Origin of the sequence: Paenibacillus daejeonensis DSM 15491 (assembly GCF_000378385.1) — a bacterium.
GTDB classification, from domain to species: Bacteria; Bacillota; Bacilli; order Paenibacillales; family Paenibacillaceae; genus Paenibacillus_D; species Paenibacillus_D daejeonensis.
The window spans coordinates 486,248-506,301 of the sequence record NZ_KB899661.1 but is presented as its reverse complement, the minus strand read 5'-3'; the positions used below and the strand labels follow the sequence as shown (position 1 = coordinate 506,301).

The window sequence follows — 20,054 nt, the reverse complement described above, 5'->3', positions numbered from 1 at the left end:
GATCGGATGGGCCGTATCCTTATCGTAGACGATGACCCGGAAATCCGGGATGTTGTGCACGTTTATTTGCGGAATGAAGGGTATGAGGTTCTTGAGGCAAGTGATGGAATCGAGGCTCTGGAAGTGCTATCTCATGAGAAGGTAGGACTGCTTATTCTGGACGTAATGATGCCTCGGATGGACGGTATTAATGCCTGTATGAAAATTAGAGAGAAGTATACGATGCCGATCATAATGCTTTCCGCCATGGAAGAAGATATAGACAAAATAATGGGCTTATCAACGGGTGCCGATGATTATATGACTAAACCATTCAATCCTATGGAGCTAATCGCCCGTGTTAAGGCACAATTTCGACGACAGGTGATGACTGCTCCGAAAGAGGAAAAACCGGACGGCATTCACATTCAAGATCTAGTCATTGATGAAGCCAAGCATTTCGTATCGATGCGGGGCCAAGTGGTTAATTTGACTCCGCTTGAGTTCGCGATTCTCACGATGCTTGCAGCCAATCCTGGGCACGTATTCAGCGCAGATACGATTTACGAATCGGTCTGGAAGGAACGCTCGGGTTACTCGGACAATACGGTGATGGTTCATATTCGTAATTTGCGTGAAAAGCTGGAGCTTCGTCCAAAGGAACCGCAATATATCAAGACGGTATGGGGTGTTGGTTATAAAATCGATAAATAAGCGGGTGCTGCAATGGCGCAGCATTCGGTACTCGTTTTTGTGGGCTGCGGTTCTTGCGGTTACGATTTCGTTTGTAGTTACCGGTGTTTTTGGAAGTTCTGTCAATTCCACTGCCCCTAATTATGGTTTAGAATATTACTCCTTCATGATCTATGTTGTACCGGTAGTGTTTTTTGTTGTTTTTATTATTTCGTTCTATTTGCTGACCCGGCGGATCATTATGTACATGTCTATATTGGCGGATGGGCTCGGTATTATCTCTCAAGGTAATTTTCATTACCGTGTGCCGATCAGCCGCAAGGATGAACTTGGAGAAGTAGCCGCAAGCATGAATGCGATGGCCGAGCAACTTGAGAGCCAGAAGGTCAAGGAGAGGGAAAATGAAGCGTCTAAAATGGAGCTAATAATAGGTGTCTCTCATGATCTCCGTACACCACTGACCAGCTTAATTGGCTACTTGGACTTACTTCGCAAGCGATCTTTTCAGGATAAGAGTGAGTACGAACGTTTTGTCAATAATGCCTATAGCAAAGGGGAGCAGCTAAAAAAGCTGATTGATGATCTATTCATTTATACGCGGCTGTCCGCGGGACATATGAAGCTGACAAGGCAGGAAGTCGATATGCGAGGTCTAACTGAACAAGTCTTGTTCGAGTTTGTCCCCATTGCAGAGGAGAATGACTCGGTCATCAGACAGCATATCCGTGTTCTTCGAGCACCGGTCAATATTGACTCGGAGCAAGTGGTCCGTATTATCGATAATTTGCTTATGAATGCGCTGAAGTACTCAACCCCCCCAAAAATGATCGACGTCACATTAAGCAGGGATGAATCGTGGGTCTATCTGACCATTGAGAATGAGGGAGAATGCATAACGAAAGAGCAGGAGGCAAAGCTCTTCGAACGCTTCTATAAAACTGAGCAGGCCATGCAGAATCGGCATGTGCAGGTTGGTGCCGGATTAGGTCTGGCTGTAGCAAGGCAGCTTTCTGAACTCATGGATGGTCGGCTTACGCTTGTGCATGTATCGGGTCACTATGCTTTTACGCTGCAGCTCCCAATTTCATATGATGAAGTATACGAAAAATTCGGAGTAAATTAGACCCATTTAATGGAAGTTCGTATTCTGTATCCGTTAGCATATAGATAGCGAATAGCATTTCGAACCTGCTCACCTTTGGAGGGACTTGGGGGTATTCTTTCCGATCCACCATTCCTGGGAGGAAGGGATCGGCATATCCCAGGGGTATTCATTTAACGGCATGATCTATGTCTCGGTCAATTTTCACTGATTGAAATAAGCGCTGTCGCCCATACGTCATAACGCAAGTGGTCATGCAATGGGCTCCTGAGCTAGGAACCCGCTCTTCAAGAACATGGCGTAGAGTAGAACAGGGGCTAACACGTTTAGTCCCCTTCAACAAGTAACACGAGCTGGAGCAATTGTTATGCTTAGGTTGTAACGGCCACCACGGCACCTATTTGACCCAAAATCACCACTTTGCGATTCTAAAACGGACAGGAGCGCAGTTATTCTGTTGATTTCAGTAGATATGGCCTGTATTTGATGCAACTAAGCGCACCTGTGGCAGTTAGGTGGATCAAGTGGCCATTTTTCGTGTCTAAGCGACTATGGTGGCCGTTAGAACTTGGCGTACACGAAATTCATTCAGCGCAGCCAATATTTAAAGTTTATCAACTTCAGTGACAGTAGTTGTCAGTGAAGTTGTTTTATTATAACGGTAACCACTCCTTAAAGAAGAATGGTTATCTAATAAACTTTATGAGGAGCGCTTAGAACATGAATTCTACCGTATATCTTTATGTGTTTGATACCATGTCCGATTGGGAAGTAGGGTATTTAACCGCCGAACTGAACTCTGGAAGATACTTCAGAAAAGGGCTGGCTCCCGTAAAAATAGTCACCGTCGGCATAGAAAAGACGCTAGTCACTACCATGGGCGGATTGAAAATCATGCCGGATATTCAAGTGGATGAGTGCAGCATCGACAGCATAGATGCGCTGATTTTGCCTGGTGGAACGACATGGACAGAAGCTATGCACGCACCCATACTACAATTTTCCGAGAGGTGTTTACAGGAAGGGATAGTTGTTGGCGCAATTTGCGGGGCTACGCTCGGACTTGCTCAAGCAGGCTTGTTAGATTCACGTTGGCACACAAGCAATGATCTGGGCTACCTTAAAATGATTTGCCCTTCTTACACAGGCGAGTCCTGTTACAAAGGGGAACCTGCTGTTACCGATGGAAAATTGATTACGGCATCTGGAGTAGCTCCATTAGAATTTGCGGTTCAGGTTCTAAACGCACTGGATGTATGGTCTCCCGCAACATTAGATGCTTGGTACCGTCTCAACAAAACGCATGAACCTCAATATTTCTACGAGTTAATGAATTCCGTCCAATAACAGGTGGAGTCACATGTACCTATCATCCGAAGCTCAAGCGCTGTTGGCGCTTGAGCTTTATTTTTCCCCACCTGAAGACGAGGATGGTATAATCACTCTAGCGTGTTGAAACGAGAAGGGTGAGAGCCATGAGTGTGATACGGTTGGAGAACGTCACAAAGAAGTATGAAGAGACTATGATCTTTCGCGATATTTATTTTCGAGTGATGCCAGGGGAACGGATCGGCCTCATCGGCCGGAACGGTGCAGGGAAGTCTACGGTATTTAAGCTCATTATGGGCAAAGAAGAGCCGACGTCCGGCAGAGTAGAGATCGATCCTCAGGTGAAGATTGGCTATTTCTCGCAATTCTCGGAATTGAGCGGAAGCCTGTCCGTGCAGCAGGAACTGGAACGATGCTTCGAGCAGGTTGCTCAGATCGAACGAGAGCTGCAAGAGGTTGGAGATAAGCTAGGTGTAGTTACAGATAATAACGAAATGGAGCAGCTGCTAGCGAGGCAGGCGGAGTTATTCGAGCAAATGGGCCATCTCGATGGCTGGAACGTGTCCGTCGAAATTAATACCGTGCTCACGAAGCTAGGATTCAACGATAGATCTCGTAATCAGCCGATCGATGAGTTGTCCGGGGGCTGGCGTAACCGCGCGGCGCTCGCGAAGATGCTCATTGAGCTGCCGGATGTCGTGCTGCTCGACGAGCCTACCAATTACTTGGACATCGAAGGCATCACCTGGCTGGAGCAGTGGCTGTACCGGTTCAAGGGCGCCATGATCCTGGTGTCGCATGACCGGCAATTCATCGACAAGGTCGTCACGCGTACGATTGAGATTGAAAATTACCATTTTCAGCACTACGAAGGCAACTACACCGAATACGTCCGTAAGAAGAAGATGCGCAAGAAGGAGCTGGACCGCCAGTTCGAATGGGAGGAGCAGTTGCTGCTCATGGAGTCCGAGGCGATTGACGACCGTGCGAACAGGAAGTCTGCATCCAAGGATCGTCTGTCGCGGAAACTGGCGGATAACAAGAAGCGGATTGAGCCGCATCCCGTTAACGTGCTGATTACCGATATTTACGAGCGGCTGCGCTTCCCGGACAAGCTATGCGAAGTGAAGAAGATCGGGCAGACCTACGAAGGCAGGCAGATCTTCGAGAATGTGAGCTTCGATATTCAGAAGGAAGATCGCTTGGTGATCACAGGACCGAACGGCAGCGGGAAGTCCACGCTTATCAAGATTCTTACCGAGGCGGAGAAGCCGGAGTCAGGAGAGGTGACCTGGGAGAAGGGCGTTAGCTACGCCTACTTCAACCGAATGTGGGAGGAGCTTGATCCCAAGGATACCGTCAGTCACTCGGTGAATACGTATGGATTGGGACTGGACGCCCCGCGCAAGAAGGTGGCCAAATTCCTAGCCATGCTGCAATTCTCGGAGGCGGATCTGAGCAAAATGATCGGCAATCTCTCCGGCGGACAGAAGGCTCGCGTGGCGCTTGCCAAGTGTCTGCTATCGGGTGCGGCGGTGATTGTCTTGGACGAGCCTACCAACCATCTGGATCTCACGAGTATACAGGTCATGGAGCAAGCGCTCATCCATTTTCCCGGTGCCGTCATTACGGTCAGTCATGATCGCTTCTTCATTGATAAGATTGGTACGAAAATGTTAACCTTCGACCCGGTGACGGGCGTAACGGAGCAGAGTTTGTAGAATTGAATGGTCACCATCTTAGGTACAAGAAAGGCACACAATGATAACAGTTAATGAATTATCCTTCTCATTCCCGCAAAAAGAGCTCTACAAAAACATCTCCTTTACGATTGAAGAGGGGCAGCATTGCGCCTTTATAGGAACAAGTGGCAGTGGGAAAAGTACCCTGATCGATATCCTGATGGATCCGGAAAAATATTTGTTCGATGGCAAGTTAGAGATCGACCCGACATGCAAAATAGGGTATGTCAGTCAGTTCTCACAAGTAGACACAACGAAAGAAATCACCGTTTTTGAATATCTTGGCGAAGCATTCATTCAGATCCAAAATGAAATCACAGCGATTTTTACGGAGATGGAAACCTCCTCGGATATGGACGCATTGCTCGAAAAGTATCAATTCGCTTTGGATGCATTGGAAGCCATGGGTGGGGATGATTTTGAAAGCAAGATTAAGAAGAAACTAAATCTAGCCAATCTCATGAAGTTAAAAGATCAAAGGGTAGCCGAGTTGAGTGGCGGGGAATTCAAACTGATCCAAGTGATGAAGGAAATGCTGACGAGTCCAGACTTATTGATTATGGACGAACCCGATGTGTTTCTAGACTTTGAGAACCTAAATGGGCTAAAAAACCTTATTAATTTTCACAAGGGCATGCTGCTCGTGGTGACGCACAACCGCTATCTATTAAACCATTGTTTCAACAAAATGATTCACCTTGAAAACACAGAGGTCCAAGCGTTTGACGGGCAATATATAGATTATAATTTTTCGCTACTTCAGACTAAAATTGAGCTGCAAGAAATTGCAGTCGCTGAAGATGAAGAGGTGAAGAGAAACGAAGATTTAATTCATACCCTGAGAGAAATCGCTACGGTCCATGCAGATCCATCGAAAGGCAGAGCGCTAAAAGCCCGAGTTAAGTTTCAAGAGAGACTGGAAGCACGGAGAATTAAAGCGCCGTTTGTTGATATTAAGCAACCGAAGATTCACTTTGGTATGGACCATGAGATGAATGAGATGGAAGACACGGTTGTAATCAATGTGAATGATTATCGCGTTTCTTTTGATGAGTTGCTGTTAGACAAGGTTAATTTTGAGATCAAATCGACAGATAAAGTAGCCATTATCGGTCCAAACGGTACCGGGAAGACGACTTTACTCCGAGACATCTTCAAAAATAACCAGGATTCCATTGAAATCAATGCAGATGTGAAAGTGGCTTATTTATCTCAGCAGCAAGGCGAAATGCTCAAGGATTCGAACACCATCCTGGAAGAATTCATTGATGCTGGGTTCAAAACATATGATGCAATTAGATCGTATCTTTCAAACTATGGGCTTGAAGGAGACATCCTTGATCAAAAGATTGAATCTCTGTCGGGGGGAGAAAAAAACATTCTTCAATTGGCTAAAGTTGCTGCCAGTAAAGCAGACGTATTGCTTCTTGATGAACCGACAAGCCATTTAGACACCTACACGCAAATTGCACTGGAGAATGCGATCCAAGACTATAAAGGTGCAATTCTCATGATATCTCATGATTTCTACACGGTTGTAAATGGGATGGATTATGTTTTGCTCATTGAAGATCAGACCATCCGAAAAATGAGTATGCGAAAATTTAGACAGATGATTTATGCTAGTCATTTTAATAAAGATTATCTAGAACTGGAACAAAAGAAGAAATCAATTGAAATGAAAATCGAGCTGGCTTTACAAGATACGAATTTTGAGCTCGCAAAAGGTTTTGTTGATGAGCTAGATGAGCTACTGAAGTTGCTGTAAGGTGGGTTCGTGGAAAAGGATCGCCAAAAAGACACTGATGATGATAAAATCTCAGTGTCTTTTTCAACATTCAAAAAAGTATAGAATTTCCTATCTACTTGGGTGACCGCCCAATGACAATAGACACGATTTTTCGCATATATTTTAGTTAATGAGCCGATTTTACTCCAATAGATATGAATTTTCGAGCTTAATTGAGATTTTTAGACGAAATCGCTCGAATAAGTATGAAATTTCGTGTTTATTTGTGTGCGGTCCTCGATGAATCTCCATCTCGGCTTGGAGCGCGATTATTTCATTTTGCCCTTCCGGTTGCGTGCAGCGTAGATCCACACGGCGGCGCCTGCGAGTACGGCGCTGATGCTAAGTAAGATGGTCCAAATGACGCGCGAACTATTGCTATCTACGGTTGCCAACTTAGACATGCCGTCGGCCGCTACCGTCTCAGCCGTCACTCGCTGTTGCGGCAGGCTCTCCCCCGTGTCTGCGCCGCTGCCTTCGGCGGGCGCTTCCAGGACGGAAATAGGTCCATCGCTGTTGGCATCCAACGGTTGGAGAGGAATCTCCTTATCCTCGAGCCATTTCAGGTCTTCCACTTTGTGTTCGATCAGCATGCCGGGAGAACAGAGCGGCTGCTCCCAACCATCGTCCGTCTTATTTAGATACATCAAGTAGTGACCGCCGACCTCGCTTGAGGCAAAGCCAGCACCCCAGAAGGCATCTTCAAGCACGGACAACTGCCGGTCTTCAATCGTTTTGAAGCTGCGAAGGACGGTGACCTCGGTTTGATTGTATTCACCCGTCTCGCCATACCGTTCCATGGCATCCACTTGACCGACAATGACGGCTTCGTAACGTTCATAGGCTTCCTCTACAGTGAATCCCACGCAAGAGAGCGCATGGGCGGTCGGCGCGGGCAAGAACCCAAAACCTGGTGCAAGTATTGCAACCGACAACAAGGACAGCAACGACAGACGACGAATCGATGTTTGCAAGGAATACTCCCCCTTTTCTATTTAAGAAACGAAAAGTTCCCATCGAATGTTGCACCCGTTCGCCGGGGAGCACCTATGTACAAGTTACATCAACCTGCCCTTACTCCCTCACCCATATCATGGTAGAATCACAGTACAACTCATACGCACGGGAGGGAAAAGCAATGAGCCGAGTCCAGAACAGCGGCTTCTACAAGCTGAAATTCTTGGTTACACCGAGTGAGTTCCAGGGTGTGGTGGAGCTCCTTCAAACCAAGCAAGCGCGATTCCATCAGACGGGCCAAGGGCAGCCACAAGAGGAGGCCGGGGCGGTGGTGGAGGCGTACGAAACCTATTATGGATACTTCACTGCCCAAGAGAAACCGGATTATTATCCTCATTTTGTTTTTTCCATCGTTCTCTCGACAGGCGAAGGGCCGACGGGGTTATTTGTGCGTCATGAAGGCCTAGCGTTTCCTGATGGGGAGCAATGGGCGGAGGACGAGCTGCCGTACCTGATGCTTTCTTTTCCCAAGGGGTATCGGATGGATGAAGAGGACGGGAAGACCTATCGATACGAGGACATCCGTGTCCATCAGCCGCGGGCCTACGGCATCTATGAGGAGGTGGCCCATCAGGTCAAGGGCTTCACTAAACCTCTCCGTTTTATCGCACGTACCACAGCTGGGCCCCAAGAGCAGAAGCCACCGGTACGCATTAGCAAGGTCGCTCTGGACGAGCTTAGCCAAGGCTGGTTATGGAAGCGACACCAGCTTGCCACCCGTCCTGGCTCAGCAAGATAGATAAGCTACTCTTGACGTATTCAAAAAAAATTTTCCTCCTCGCCCCAACCTTTTTCGTTTTCCGTGCAGTATTTAGATAAGTGCCACCGCAAAGAAGGAGCTTTCAGTCATGGATAAACAACAAGCTGACCGTGTCATCCAGGATTACATCAAGCCGCTGTATGGATTTGCATTGAACAAAACGCGCCATATCGCCGAAGCCGAGGAGCTGGCGGGACGCATCACGCTGGAGGTTTATCAGACGCTTCTCACCAAGACGGAGTTCCTGGATCTGAACAGCTACGTCTTCAAGATTGCTCACTATGTGTGGGCGAGGTACGTGGGTGAGAAGGCGAAAGCCTCCAATCAACTGCGGATCGATGATCATGAGTTGATGTCCCAAGACGAGGGCCTCGACACGATGATCCGTCAAGAAACAGCGGGCGCGTTGCGGCGGGAGATCGCCTACTTATCTCAGCAGCAACGTGAAATCGTCATCAAGTACTATTACGGCGGTATGAAAATCAGAGAAATTGCGGCTGCGATGGAGCTCTCGGGTGGCACGGTCAAATGGCACTTATTCGAAGCGAAAAAGGAGCTGAAACACAAGATGCATACCATTCGATCCATGGGCAATCTTGGAATTAATCCGATCCGTATGTCTAGTTTAGGGCACAGCGGATCCCCGGGCAACAAAGGCGACACCTCCGACTTCCTATCGACGGCGATCCGACAAAACATTGCTTTTGCCGCGTATCCCAAGCCGCTCACAGTCAAAGAAATCGCCGAGGAGCTTGGCATTTCGCCTGTCTACACAGAGGATGAAGTCGCAGCGCTCGAGGAATATGGCTTCTTGGATCAGCTGCCGGGCGGGAAATATCGTACGAATATGTATATTGAGGATCCGTCCCAAGCCAAAAGTGAAGCTCTGCACCGAGTGTATGAGCAATACGCGGAGATTGCTGTGGAGCATTATTTCAAAACCTTCTTCTCGATGGCGGAGGCCTTCAAAGAAACGGGTGTCTATATCCCGGACGGAGATTTTAACTTGCTGTTGTGGAGTCTGATTCCGTATGCAGGCAAACAACTGAGCTTCGAAGAGCTGGATAAGGTCAGCCATGAAGAGGTGTCCGTGAGTCGGAAAGATGGTGGCCATTACGCAGCCTATGCGACGATCGACAGAGCGTTTGACGTGAGCTATGACCGCAAGTGGTATGAGTTCTGCGGCTTTATGAACAGGAATTCCGAGGACCACGCAGTAAAGGCCTGGCAAGTCGATACGTGGTGGTGCGGCAGGCAGGGCGGCTGGAGAGACAATCTAAGCTCGGACTTCATCAGCCTCATGCACGTCATTAATGGAGATTTACCCCAAGACCATACGAACATCGATGCCTACCGACGTCTTTTCGATAAGCAATATTTGCTGCAAACGGAATCCGATCCGGAGATCAACATTGTGTATAGTCAAAATAAGCATACCGAAGAGCGCCTGCATGCGCTGCTCTTGCAGCCATCTGCACGAATGAAAGAAGCTGCATTGAAATTGGATCAGGCTGTCTATCAATTACAACTGGAGGGTCAGCCAGCCCATGCACATAAGTATGTGCGCTACTGGTCGCAGAACAGCATGTCATCGGGAAAAATGAGCACCTACGTCCTCAAACATTTGGTCGATATCGGCATGTTAAAAGTACCTGAACCGCATCGGCAAAAAGGCATTTCCACAATGATGTTTATGAATCAAAACTAGTGCGTAGGGAGACTCAAGCACACAAAAAAAGCGGACGAATGGAAGCAACTTGCTTCCCTCGTCCGCTTTCTTAATCTTATGAGCCATTCTCGCTTACTTGGTATGACTGATCCAAGTTTCACTGTCTGCGTTCTTCTCATAATCATGTCTATTGGTAGCTTCCATAATATCGTAGTACGCCCAGTGCACGTTCGTTAAGTCTACATATTGATTGAGCTGAGCTTTATTAAGGTCTACATAACTTCTGTCAGCAGATCGTTCCAGCATACGATTGACCAAGCTTACCACTTCCGCACGCGTGATGTAGTTGCCAGGTTTGAAGGTTCCATCTGGATAGCCTTGAATCCACCCTTTGGCAGCAGCAGAGGCAATGTAATCTCTCGCCCAGTAATTCTCGGGAATATCCGTGAACGTAATAGGCTCGCCTGTGACCAACTTATCAAATCGGGAGGCAATAGCGGCAAACTCTGCTCGGGTAATGGTCGCATCCGGTCTAAAGGATCCGTCGGCATAGCCCGTAATGATGCCGAATTGCTCCATGTAGCCGATCGCATTGGCATACCATCTCACTGGATCCACATCTTTAAATTGAGATGGATAGGTTTGGTTTATATCCATTTTCTCGACCAGCAGCCGCGCGAACATGACCGTCACTTCTGCTCGTGTCATATTCTTTTGCGGAGCGAAGGTTACGTCAGGATAGCCTTGCATGTAAGCAAAATGATTGTCCTTGTCAATGGCAGGTGTCCATTTAGCAGTCAAGGTCAGATTGGAGTCCACCTTGTCGGTTCCGAAATTCCACTCTGTGCCATCTGCTTGATACCAGCCTGCAAAGGTGTAACCAGCTCGGATTGGATCAGCTGGCTTTGTCAATAGCTCCCCGCCGACAACCGATTGCGCTGCTGGTGCTTGCGTGCCCCCGTCCACGTCAAAGGTAATCGTGAACTTAGTTGCTTCGCCAGTAACTGGCGGGTTCTGCGTAACGGGCGGAGCACTAGCGTTAGGATAAGCGATCCCATAGACAGAGAAGTTCTTCACATATAAGGTTAGTGTCCAATCGGACGAATCCAGAGTGAGATACTCTCCATCGGCATTAGCAACCGTGCGAATTACATTGACTTCGTTTCCGTGATAACGATACACGGTATAACTCGACTTTCCTTGCAATTCCGCAGGAATAGGAATCATGACTTTGATAAGTCCATTGGTTTGTTCAATCAGTCCCTCGGAATTCCAATTGTCGGCTTCGGTTACACGATAAAATTTTTCAATAATCATGTCCAGATATAGCCCGATGGTCGTATTATTGTTCCGCGCGTTCGTATTGATCTTCATCATGGCATCCAAGATATCCGCATCGTTCGTCGTTTCATCCACTTTTTCGATAATCATTTCAACCCGTGTGAACCCTGTATTTCCATACTCGTGGAGCAGGTAATCTACGGATTCTGGATGCAGATTATCGATGACGATTGGTGGTGTGCCACTGCCTTGCAGCTTCAAGGCACTGCTAGCGTTGTAGGGGAATATGACGTTCCCAAGATCTACAACCTGTTCAACCCCTCCGACGACAATCGCAATAATGGCTGTCTTTTCGCCCAGCGTGATTGTCAGGTTATACGTCCCCGCTGGTACATCATGGATTGTGAAATGGCCTGCGGCATCTGTGGTCGCCGTGTTTCCGTATTGGGTATTACCCTTCACAATTTTCACAGTTGCTCCCGGAAGGTTAACCGGAGGCGTGCTGTCGTCAATTACGGTACCAATGACGATATAGTCTCCCGTTGCTTGTACGGCTGTCCATGTCGCTGTGTAGCTGCGATCGCCTGTAGAACCTTTGGCTACCGTGACCGTAAGAGTTGGCTCGGACAGCCCCGTTCCCGTCCATCCCGCAAAGGTATACCCTGCTTTTGTTGGGTTAGTTAAGGTAAAGTCCTCACTCTCGACGGTGTATGTTGCAGGATTCAACGGATCGACCGTCCACGCGTCAAGATCATACGTTATCGTGTAGATTTCAGCTGCAAACACAGCCGTATAGGTTGCTGCCACGTAACTACCTGAATCTTCCTTCTGCGGGTCAAAGCTAACACTTGTGCTGACAGATTCACCGTTAGCGTTCTGCCATTCTACAAAGTAATAACCCGGATTTGCTGTTGCTACCGAACCCGTTGCCGTACCGTTCTCGGGGTTCAACGATTCATAGGTCTGGCTGACTGTACCATAGTCGGCATGATTAACGGCATATTGAATCGTCACATGATCGATCTCCGTCCACACGGCATAGAGCGTCGTGGATGCATCGGTTTTATCCCAGTTTCTTTCACTGCTCATGTTCTCATTGTAATACTTTATTGCATCGTTGCCTGTGTGATCAAAATAGCCGAGGAATGTATATCCGGCCCGACTCGGCGTTGTTGCAGCCGGCATAGGCTGGTCATAAGTAGCAGTCACACTACCGCTGCCACCACTGCCACCGTTGTCGTCCAACGTCACGGTAGAAGTCATGGCTGTCCATGTCGCGGTGTAGCTGCGATTGCCTATAGAACCTTGTTCTACCGTTACGGTCTGGGCTTGTTCGGACAGTCCTGTTCCCGTCCATCCTGCAAAGGTATACCCTGGTTTTGTCGGGTTGGTTAAGGTAAACTCATCACTTTCGACGGTAAAGATCGTCGGGTTCGCTGGATGAACCGTACCGCTGTCCAGACTATAGTTGATCGTGTAATCGATCACGTCGAACTGTGCCGTATACGTTTCGTTAATGGCAACCGGTTCGATGGTCTTATCCCACCCGGTAAAGGCATACCCTGGCTCGTTAGTAATACTCGGCGCTATCGGCGTTGCTTGGTAAACAACCTGCAGCGCGGTATTCCCTGTCGTCGATCCCTTAGCCGGGTCGATAACAAAGGTGATGTCATATAGGTTTCTCGTGTAATAGATATCCACGACCGTGCTGCCGTCTGGTGCAATCGTTTCTTGCGTGAACGCCACGGCGGTGAAGCCAGGATAGGTCTGTGCCTCAGCACTTGTTAATTCCCCAGTCGTGCCGCTCAGGTTCTGAACTACAGGGGCTGCGTAACCGCCGTCGATGGACGCCTGATAATGATGTACCGTGTACGCTGTACCGGTGTTCGGGGTCCAGCTTGCAGTATAACCTCTTGCGCCGGTAGAGCCCTTAGTGATGGTGACCGTCATCGTCGGGTCAGTCAGGTCGGTGCCCGTCCAGCCGGCGAAGGTGTATCCCACTCTCGTTGGGTTGTTCAGCGTTAGGTCTTCACTTTCTACCGTGTACGTATCTGGATTGGTGTTGGCCACGGTACCGCCATCCAGATTGTAGGTGATCGCGAAGTCGGTCAAATCGAACTGAGCTGTGTAGGTGTCGTCACCGATTACAGGTACGACGGCCGGATTCCAGCCAGTGAATGCATAACCTGGCTTATCGGTGATGCTCGGTGCCGTCGGCGTTACCCCGAAGAGAACCTGCGCCGCGGTATCGTCTGTTGTCGTTCCCTTAGACGGGTCGATAACAAAGGTGATGTCATATAGGTTTCTCGTGTAATAGATATCCACGACCGTGCTGCCGTCCGGTGCGATGGTTTCTTGCGTGAACGCCACGGCGGTGAAGCCGGAGTAGGTCTGTGCTTCAGCACTTGTTAGCTCCCCAGTCGTGCCGCTCAGATTCTGAACCGCAGGATCTGCAGAATACGTGCCGTCTATTGCCGCCTGATAATGGTGTACCGTGTACGCTGTATCGATGCTCGGTACCCAACTTGCAGTATAGCTTCTTGCGCCGATAGAGCCCTTAGTGATGGTGACCGTCATCGTCGGGTCAGTCAGGTCGGTGCCCGTCCAGCCGGCGAAGTTGTATCCCACTCTTGTTGGGTTGTTCAGCGTCAGGTCTTCACTTTCAACCGTGTACATATCTGGATTGGTGTTGGCCACGGTACCGCCGTCCAGATTGTAGGTGATCGCGAAGTCGGTCAAATCGAACTGAGCCGTATAGGTGTCGTCACCGATTACAGGTACAACGGCCGGATTCCAGCCAGTGAATGCATACCCTGGCTTATCAGTGATGCTTGGCGCCGTCGGCGTTACCCCGAAGAGAACCTGCGTCTCGGTAGCGTCTGTTGTGGTTCCCTTGGTTGGGTCGATAACAAAGGTGATGTCATATAGGTTTCTCGTGTAATAGATATCCACGACCGTGCTGCCGTCCGGTGCGATCGTTTCTTGCGTGAACGCCACGGCGGTGAAGCCAGGATAGGTCTGTGCCTCAGCACTTGTTAGCTCCCCGGTCGTTCCGCTCAGATTCTGAACCGCAGGATCTGCAGAATACGTGCCGTCTATTGCCGCCTGATGGTGGTTAACCGTGTACGCTGTACCGGTGTTCGGTGTCCATGTGGCGTAGAGGGCAGTTGTCGATATGATTTGTGTCTGAAAATTAAATGCCGTGCTGCCTCCATCTGTTGTTACCCAGGTGTCGAAGGTATACCCTTGTTTCGTCGGGGCAGTCGGCAAGGTTGCTTGTCCGCCAGCAAGAATCGTCTGTGCGGCAGGTACGTCATATTTCTGCGTTCCATCATAGAAGGCTACACTGTAGTAATTGATTTCTATGGTGGCATTAGTACCTGAAAGCTGTACCCCGGTATCCTCATCGTTGACATAGATGTCATAAGTCCCAGGCGTGACACTGCCAGCCGAATGGATATTCCCGCTTGCTGCAAGCGTGTGATGGCGGGTGCCGTCCTTCCACAGCTCCACCGTTTGATCCGGATAGCTCGCTCCGTCGAGCAGTAAGGTTACGCTTGGTGAGAAGGTATCGGTAACGGTTACCTTATCGCTGGTCGCAGCGGCTGGTGTAGTCAATCCTGTGCCACTAACCGATGTGATGGTGGCACCGTTAAGATATTCGGTTCCTGCCGTTGCACTAGACGGCACGGTAGCTTCATAGGTCAAGACAGTAGTACTGTTTGCAGGTACGGAGCTTATCACATAAGGGAATGTCGCGCTTGGTTTAGCATCGCCATCTTCTGTGATGCTGCCACCCACAAATGTCAGATCGACGGGCAAGTCATCGTTAACGACGACATTAGCAATAGCGTTGTCAGTCAGATTCGTAACTGTGATATGATAGACGGCTTTTTCACCTGCAGGCACCGAATCGGATGCCGGGGCGATCTCAATTTTCAGTTTGGGGGCAATCTTGCCGTTATTGCCCAGCTTGGTGATAAAAGAGCCGTCATTATCACTGGACCATTGATGCGTGTAAACCTCGGCAGCAGTGTTGGTGATATTACTGCTTTTCGGCTCGGATGCCAACGTATTGCCGCTAATTACTTTGGGGGTGCTAGAGATTACGCCGTTACTCTCGCTAATGTTTTCATAATAATATTTATTGTCCACATTCGGTATGAAGTGCGCTGTGGCAGTACTGGCCACATACTCGTTACTGTAAAATGTACCGGAATCGTAAGTTTCAGCTAATCCTACAGTATAGGTAAGTTGTACCGGAGGAAGATTTGCATTGGAATACTGGCCCGGTGTAGGATTTTGCCGATCGCTGAACATAATTAACGGCACTTCATCGGGACGGATGATCCATTTGATTTCCCTCGTCGCACTGTTGTACTCGACCGTCGTAATCATGTCTGGGAACTCATAGATTGTCACTGTTCCGGATGTTGATTTCACCGTTCCTGTCAAGGCGCCCATGCTAGGGGTTGTTTTTAATTCCATCCCTTCCCCTAACACATCAGTAAGGACGAGATTCAACGGTTGGCCGTCCGCACTGGTCTGTTCGAAAGGGATAATTTTCTCGTTGGTAGCTGCCTCTACCAACGCTGCCAGATCACCAAGCGCCTCATCTACCTTACCCAGATCATTCAAAGAGACAAAATAGATATACTCGTCTGCATACACGTAGCCGGGCGTACCATTAATACCATACTTATTATTACCCCCGGGTGCGCTGGTTGTAAGTGTGTTCAGTTGGGTGCGTACACTGGATAAAACGCCTGTTGAAGCCGACGACAGCGTAATTGGCTTTAATAGGGCTGTGGCCAGAGTGTTGCCTTCGTCCAGACCAAAGGCCACATTAAACCATACGACATCCTTGCCGGCGCTATGCGCGCTGTACGCTGTCTTTAGCTCATCCTTCAGCTTTGCCGCACTCAAGATGGTCAGTGCCGCAATCTCAGCCGTACCGTTCGCACCGCTGCCCGATCTTTGTGTCCCGTTCGGTGGAGAGTTATACCAGTTCGTATAGGCATTGTTGGCCTCACCATCGGTTAGGAGTAAAACATACGGAACCCTTTCCGTGTCTTGGCTACTCGGCGTACGGCCTGTAATGTCATTTTTCAAAGCATCGACAGCTGTGTACAGCCCCAATTGAGTAGCGGTAGCGGGAGAGGTAGATACCGTTTGTTCTGTTGTAGTTTCCGTATCTCCGTCAAGGAATGTCTGAGTCACTCCTGCCTTCCTGGTTATGGTCGTACTGCTGCTGGTGATATAACGGTCCGTAACGGTGGCGCTATCACCGGTTTGCGGCGTAGAATAGGAGGCCAGCGGAAACAATGTCCCGACGTTGTTGGAGGCTCCATAATAATAGATACCGATCCGATTCCTCGGATTGGCAGCCATAATCATATCGATCGCCTTATTGACGGCATTTTTCATGTTGGTAATGCGATCATTGTTATTCATACTCTGCGACATATCCAATACCATCGCTACGTCTGCGGCGGCCTGTTGCCTTACCACACCGGTAGAGGTGCGGATATATTCCTGCGCTAAGGCCGACAGGGTTACGTCAAAGTCAGTTTCGTTTACAAAAACAGATTTGTCCGCCCAAATGCGGCCGTCGTCAGTCGCAGTGCCTAAGCTGGCAGGTCGTGCGGACGTGGATGCATCTGAGCTTAACTCTACGACGTAGTTGTTAAGGCCGTTCAATTGCGCGGCAGGTGGAGCCGCCAAAACCTGTGTCGGCAGCATACCGCTCAGCATGGTGGCGATGATAAGCCACACGACAATGCTGTTCATTTTTTTGTTTCTCAACTTTCTTCCTCCTTGTATATCGTTCGAGTTATAAGCAACCAACAAAATAGGCCTTATGACCCACAAATATTCTACTTGTCTATTGTAAAACATGGATCTCGACAAAAACTGAACAATTTTACCTACGTTCAGCTCCTTTTATTAAAGATCAACTGAATACCCTTGATTTGATGTGCTTCACAAAGGGGAATCTAGATGGGAAAAATAGGTTCTCGATTTTCTTTCCCAAGTCGTTTTTGGTTATGAAACGTGGTATTGTATAGCCATCAAATAGTAACCAAGGAATGAACGAAATGAGGGGATCTCAGTAGATCAGGAACTTTTGACTACTATCGCCAGCGAATTCAAGCAGTCACAGAAGATGCTGAGCGCCATCGGGGACGAAACCAGGCAGGCCATTCTCATGGCCCTGATGCAAGGCCCGCAGACACCCGGCATGCGTGTAGGTGAAATTAAAGTCATCACCCACCTTTCCCGTCCTTCCGTATCCCATCATCTGAAAATATTGAAAGAAGCCGGGGTCATCAGCGTCCGTAAAGAGGGGACCCATCATTACTATCGCCTGGATTCCGGGAGCAAGCTGGTGCTGTTGAAAAGCTTGGTGAATGAACTGGATAAGGTGTTTGCACAATGCCAGGTACATCCTGATCGGACGCTGCGTGAGCAAGGGGATGAGCGTGAATGAACCAGACCGTCACAGCCGTGAACGGAGTTAGCATTCCTTTATTAGGTTTTGGCATCTATAAAATTAAAGCGGGCGAGGCCTTCGAAAAGACGGTCCTGGAGGCCATTCGGGTAGGGTATCGCCATTTTGACACTGCGAAAATCTACGGGAATGAAGCAGCCCTGGGCAAGTCCTGCAAGGATACAAGAGAATAGTGAACTGTTTGATTTTAAACTGACCGATGAGGACATGGGACAGATTCGGCGCTTGGACACAGGCAAGAGGTATTCCGTCAACCCGACTGGACTCATGGTTAACCCGATGTATGTGAAGATAATGAAGTTATTTATGCGTTCGTAAGGAAGAGGATGCCGTGAACAAAACCGATCGAATGTTGGCTATTGTGATTGAGCTACAACGTAAAGGCGTGCTGCGTGCCGAGGACCTGGCTGACAAGTTCGAGACGAGTGTCCGCACGATTTACCGTGACGTTCAAGCGCTCAGCGAAATGGGTGTTCCGGTGGCGGGGGCGCCGGGAGTAGGTTATTCCTTAATGGAGGGCTACTTTCTCCCACCTGTCAGCTTCACGACGGAGGAAGCGGTGGCGCTGCTCATTGGGGCGGATTTCGTCCAATTGAGGCTAGATGCTGAGTACGGCACGAAGTCTCGTCGTGCGCAGGAGAAGATGGAGGCGATTTTACCGGAGAGCGTACGGGAAGAGACCGAACGGATTCGCTCCGTTATCCGACTGTTGAATGAAAGGGGGACGAACACGCGCGGGCAGGAAAAAGAGACGTTCGAACAGCTGCGTCTAGCGATTTTGCGGAAGCGCAGCGTTCGTTTTCGCTACACCAAGAACGTACCGGATTCGGATGGGAATTGTCATAGCGAGCGTACGGTGGACCCGTATGGGCTCGTGTTTTCCCGAGGAGTATGGATGCTTGTTGCGTTCTGTGGGCTGAGGCATGACATCCGGCACTTCCGGCTGTCTCGCATGAGTGAAATGACCATGCTGGAGGATTTGTTCCAGGTCGCACCGGGGTTTAACCTTCAGGAACACCGTTCCCTAGACGATCGGAATGTGACCGTCCGCCTCTTGGTCGAACCGGCCATTGTGGAGCGGGTTCAGGAATCGGACAATTTCTATATGGAGACGTTCGAGCCAGGGGACGAAGGCTGGCTGGCAACGTTCCGCGTCCGGCGGGTGGAGGATCTTCTGCAATGGACGCTCGGATGGGGCGCCGCGGTGCGTGTGCTGGAGCCGGAATCGCTGCGCGAACGAATGCGTGAGGAAATCAAAAACATGTTAGAACGCTACTGACACATGGCTGTCGGTAGCTTTTTTGTATATGGGGATAGATTGACATACATTTATCCTAGTGTTAGGATATTAATATCCTAACACTAGGATACATACAAATGAAGTATGAGGAGGGGCACGAATGGGGCTGACGATCATTAAGCCGCAGAATCAAGGCAGAGGGGAATTCGACGGCGGCAAGCTGTGGGAGCAGAAGCCGATTGGTTTTTCTGGTGAAGGATCTGTCGTTAATCGGCTCGGTCCTCTATTTTACTGGGCTTGGGCACAATCTACTGGTGAAGCAGGTATTGGCCTTCATCCTCATCAGGGTTTTGAAATTATAAACTATGTTATCAAAGGAAGAGGCCGTCACAAGGATACGCTGGGTACGGACAGTATTGTGGATACTGGCGGTGTTCAAGTGATGCAAGCAGGCTCAGGAATCTCCCATGCGGAATCCATCCTTGAACCCTACGAAGGCTTTCAAATCTGGCTCGAGCCGAATTTAAAAGAAGCCACGAAGCGGCCACCGACCTACAGAAAGTACGTCCATGAAGATTTTCCTAACGTTTCTGAGAATGGGGTCACCGTCAAGACCATCCTGGGTGAACATTCGCCCATCCAGATCGTAACAGACGCCCAAATCTATGATGTACACATGGAAAAGGGCGCAGCATATACGCATGTTCTTGCACCTCATCGGACATTTGCTGCTCTGGCCATCAGAGGGAATGGTTCCGTCCTAACAGAGCGAGAGGTTTCATTTGACCACAAGGATTTCGTTATCATGGAATCCGAAAAGGAGGAGACCCTTGCTCTGCAATCAACAGGGGAAGAACTTCGCATGCTGCTCATCGAGATTCCAACGGAAGTGGACTATCTGCTGTATCGGAAGTCACACTAACAACACTACTCACTACGCTC

At 49.0% G+C, this 20,054-nt stretch carries 13 protein-coding genes; 11 read left to right on the top strand and 2 right to left on the bottom strand.

The window, feature by feature from the left end:
* The first annotated feature begins 6 nt into the window (after window positions 1-6).
* From F556_RS0113230 to F556_RS0113210, 5 genes are all read left to right on the top strand, one after another.
* Window positions 7-693: a response regulator transcription factor gene (locus tag F556_RS0113230; protein WP_020617443.1), complete on the top strand. Its 687-nt coding sequence runs from the start codon at window positions 7-9 to the stop codon at window positions 691-693.
* Window positions 694-697: 4 nt separating this feature from the next.
* Window positions 698-1,795 carry a HAMP domain-containing sensor histidine kinase gene (locus F556_RS0113225; protein WP_245583057.1) on the top strand — a complete coding sequence of 366 codons (1,098 nt, stop codon included), beginning with the start codon at window positions 698-700 and terminating at the stop codon, window positions 1,793-1,795.
* 699 nt (window positions 1,796-2,494) lie between these two features.
* The gene (locus tag F556_RS0113220; protein ID WP_020617441.1) at window positions 2,495-3,121 is read left to right on the top strand and encodes a type 1 glutamine amidotransferase family protein; all 627 of its coding nucleotides are present in this window, start codon (window positions 2,495-2,497) and stop codon (window positions 3,119-3,121) included.
* Between the two features lie 128 nt (window positions 3,122-3,249).
* Window positions 3,250-4,824: an ABC-F family ATP-binding cassette domain-containing protein gene (locus F556_RS0113215; protein ID WP_020617440.1), complete on the top strand. Its 1,575-nt coding sequence runs from the start codon at window positions 3,250-3,252 to the stop codon at window positions 4,822-4,824.
* Window positions 4,825-4,864: 40 nt separating this feature from the next.
* On the top strand, window positions 4,865-6,613 hold the full coding sequence (locus F556_RS0113210) for an ABC-F family ATP-binding cassette domain-containing protein (protein ID WP_020617439.1): 1,749 nt from the start codon (window positions 4,865-4,867) through the stop codon (window positions 6,611-6,613).
* A 290-nt stretch (window positions 6,614-6,903) separates the two neighbouring features.
* Here the strand turns inward: F556_RS0113210 and F556_RS0113205 are convergent, their stop codons facing one another.
* A complete protein-coding gene (locus tag F556_RS0113205) occupies window positions 6,904-7,608 on the bottom strand; it encodes a hypothetical protein (protein WP_020617438.1) in 705 nt (234 codons plus the stop codon).
* Between the two features lie 164 nt (window positions 7,609-7,772).
* Between F556_RS0113205 and F556_RS0113200 the strand changes: the two genes are divergently transcribed.
* Both F556_RS0113200 and F556_RS0113195 read left to right on the top strand, forming a co-directional pair.
* Window positions 7,773-8,390 carry a hypothetical protein gene (locus tag F556_RS0113200; RefSeq protein WP_020617437.1) on the top strand — a complete coding sequence of 206 codons (618 nt, stop codon included), beginning with the start codon at window positions 7,773-7,775 and terminating at the stop codon, window positions 8,388-8,390.
* A gap of 109 nt (window positions 8,391-8,499) precedes the next feature.
* Window positions 8,500-10,119 (top strand): sigma-70 family RNA polymerase sigma factor, encoded by a 1,620-nt coding sequence (locus F556_RS0113195; protein WP_020617436.1) that lies wholly within the window; start codon window positions 8,500-8,502, stop codon window positions 10,117-10,119.
* 93 nt (window positions 10,120-10,212) lie between these two features.
* Here F556_RS0113195 and F556_RS0113190 read toward each other — a convergent pair whose 3' ends face one another.
* Window positions 10,213-17,166 carry an InlB B-repeat-containing protein gene (locus tag F556_RS0113190; RefSeq protein WP_169447579.1) on the bottom strand — a complete coding sequence of 2,318 codons (6,954 nt, stop codon included), beginning with the start codon at window positions 17,164-17,166 and terminating at the stop codon, window positions 10,213-10,215.
* Between the two features lie 361 nt (window positions 17,167-17,527).
* Between F556_RS0113190 and F556_RS33935 the strand changes: the two genes are divergently transcribed.
* From F556_RS33935 to F556_RS0113170, 4 genes are all read left to right on the top strand, one after another.
* Window positions 17,528-17,851 (top strand): metalloregulator ArsR/SmtB family transcription factor, encoded by a 324-nt coding sequence (locus F556_RS33935; protein WP_083937979.1) that lies wholly within the window; start codon window positions 17,528-17,530, stop codon window positions 17,849-17,851.
* Window positions 17,848-18,045 (top strand): aldo/keto reductase, encoded by a 198-nt coding sequence (locus F556_RS38570; RefSeq protein WP_020617433.1) that lies wholly within the window; start codon window positions 17,848-17,850, stop codon window positions 18,043-18,045. The genes F556_RS33935 and F556_RS38570 overlap by 4 nt, the downstream gene beginning before the upstream one ends.
* A 158-nt stretch (window positions 18,046-18,203) precedes the next feature.
* Window positions 18,204-19,151 (top strand): helix-turn-helix transcriptional regulator, encoded by a 948-nt coding sequence (locus F556_RS0113175; RefSeq protein ID WP_020617432.1) that lies wholly within the window; start codon window positions 18,204-18,206, stop codon window positions 19,149-19,151.
* A 121-nt stretch (window positions 19,152-19,272) separates the two neighbouring features.
* Window positions 19,273-20,034 carry a pirin family protein gene (locus F556_RS0113170; protein WP_020617431.1) on the top strand — a complete coding sequence of 254 codons (762 nt, stop codon included), beginning with the start codon at window positions 19,273-19,275 and terminating at the stop codon, window positions 20,032-20,034.
* Window positions 20,035-20,054 lie beyond the last annotated feature (20 nt).

Excerpts from the sequence above, each read along its gene's own strand:
- F556_RS33935 (WP_083937979.1), top strand. The coding sequence starts at position 17,528 with ATGCTGAGCGCCATCGGGGACGAAACCAGGCAGGCCATTCTCATGGCC.
- F556_RS0113215 (WP_020617440.1), top strand. The coding sequence starts at position 3,250 with ATGAGTGTGATACGGTTGGAGAACGTCACAAAGAAGTATGAAGAGACT.
- F556_RS0113170 (WP_020617431.1), top strand. The coding sequence starts at position 19,273 with ATGGGGCTGACGATCATTAAGCCGCAGAATCAAGGCAGAGGGGAATTC.
- F556_RS38570 (WP_020617433.1), top strand. The coding sequence starts at position 17,848 with ATGAACCAGACCGTCACAGCCGTGAACGGAGTTAGCATTCCTTTATTA.
- F556_RS0113195 (WP_020617436.1), top strand. The coding sequence starts at position 8,500 with ATGGATAAACAACAAGCTGACCGTGTCATCCAGGATTACATCAAGCCG.
- F556_RS0113230 (WP_020617443.1), top strand. The coding sequence starts at position 7 with ATGGGCCGTATCCTTATCGTAGACGATGACCCGGAAATCCGGGATGTT.
- F556_RS0113210 (WP_020617439.1), top strand. The coding sequence starts at position 4,865 with ATGATAACAGTTAATGAATTATCCTTCTCATTCCCGCAAAAAGAGCTC.
- F556_RS0113200 (WP_020617437.1), top strand. The coding sequence starts at position 7,773 with ATGAGCCGAGTCCAGAACAGCGGCTTCTACAAGCTGAAATTCTTGGTT.
- F556_RS0113220 (WP_020617441.1), top strand. The coding sequence starts at position 2,495 with ATGAATTCTACCGTATATCTTTATGTGTTTGATACCATGTCCGATTGG.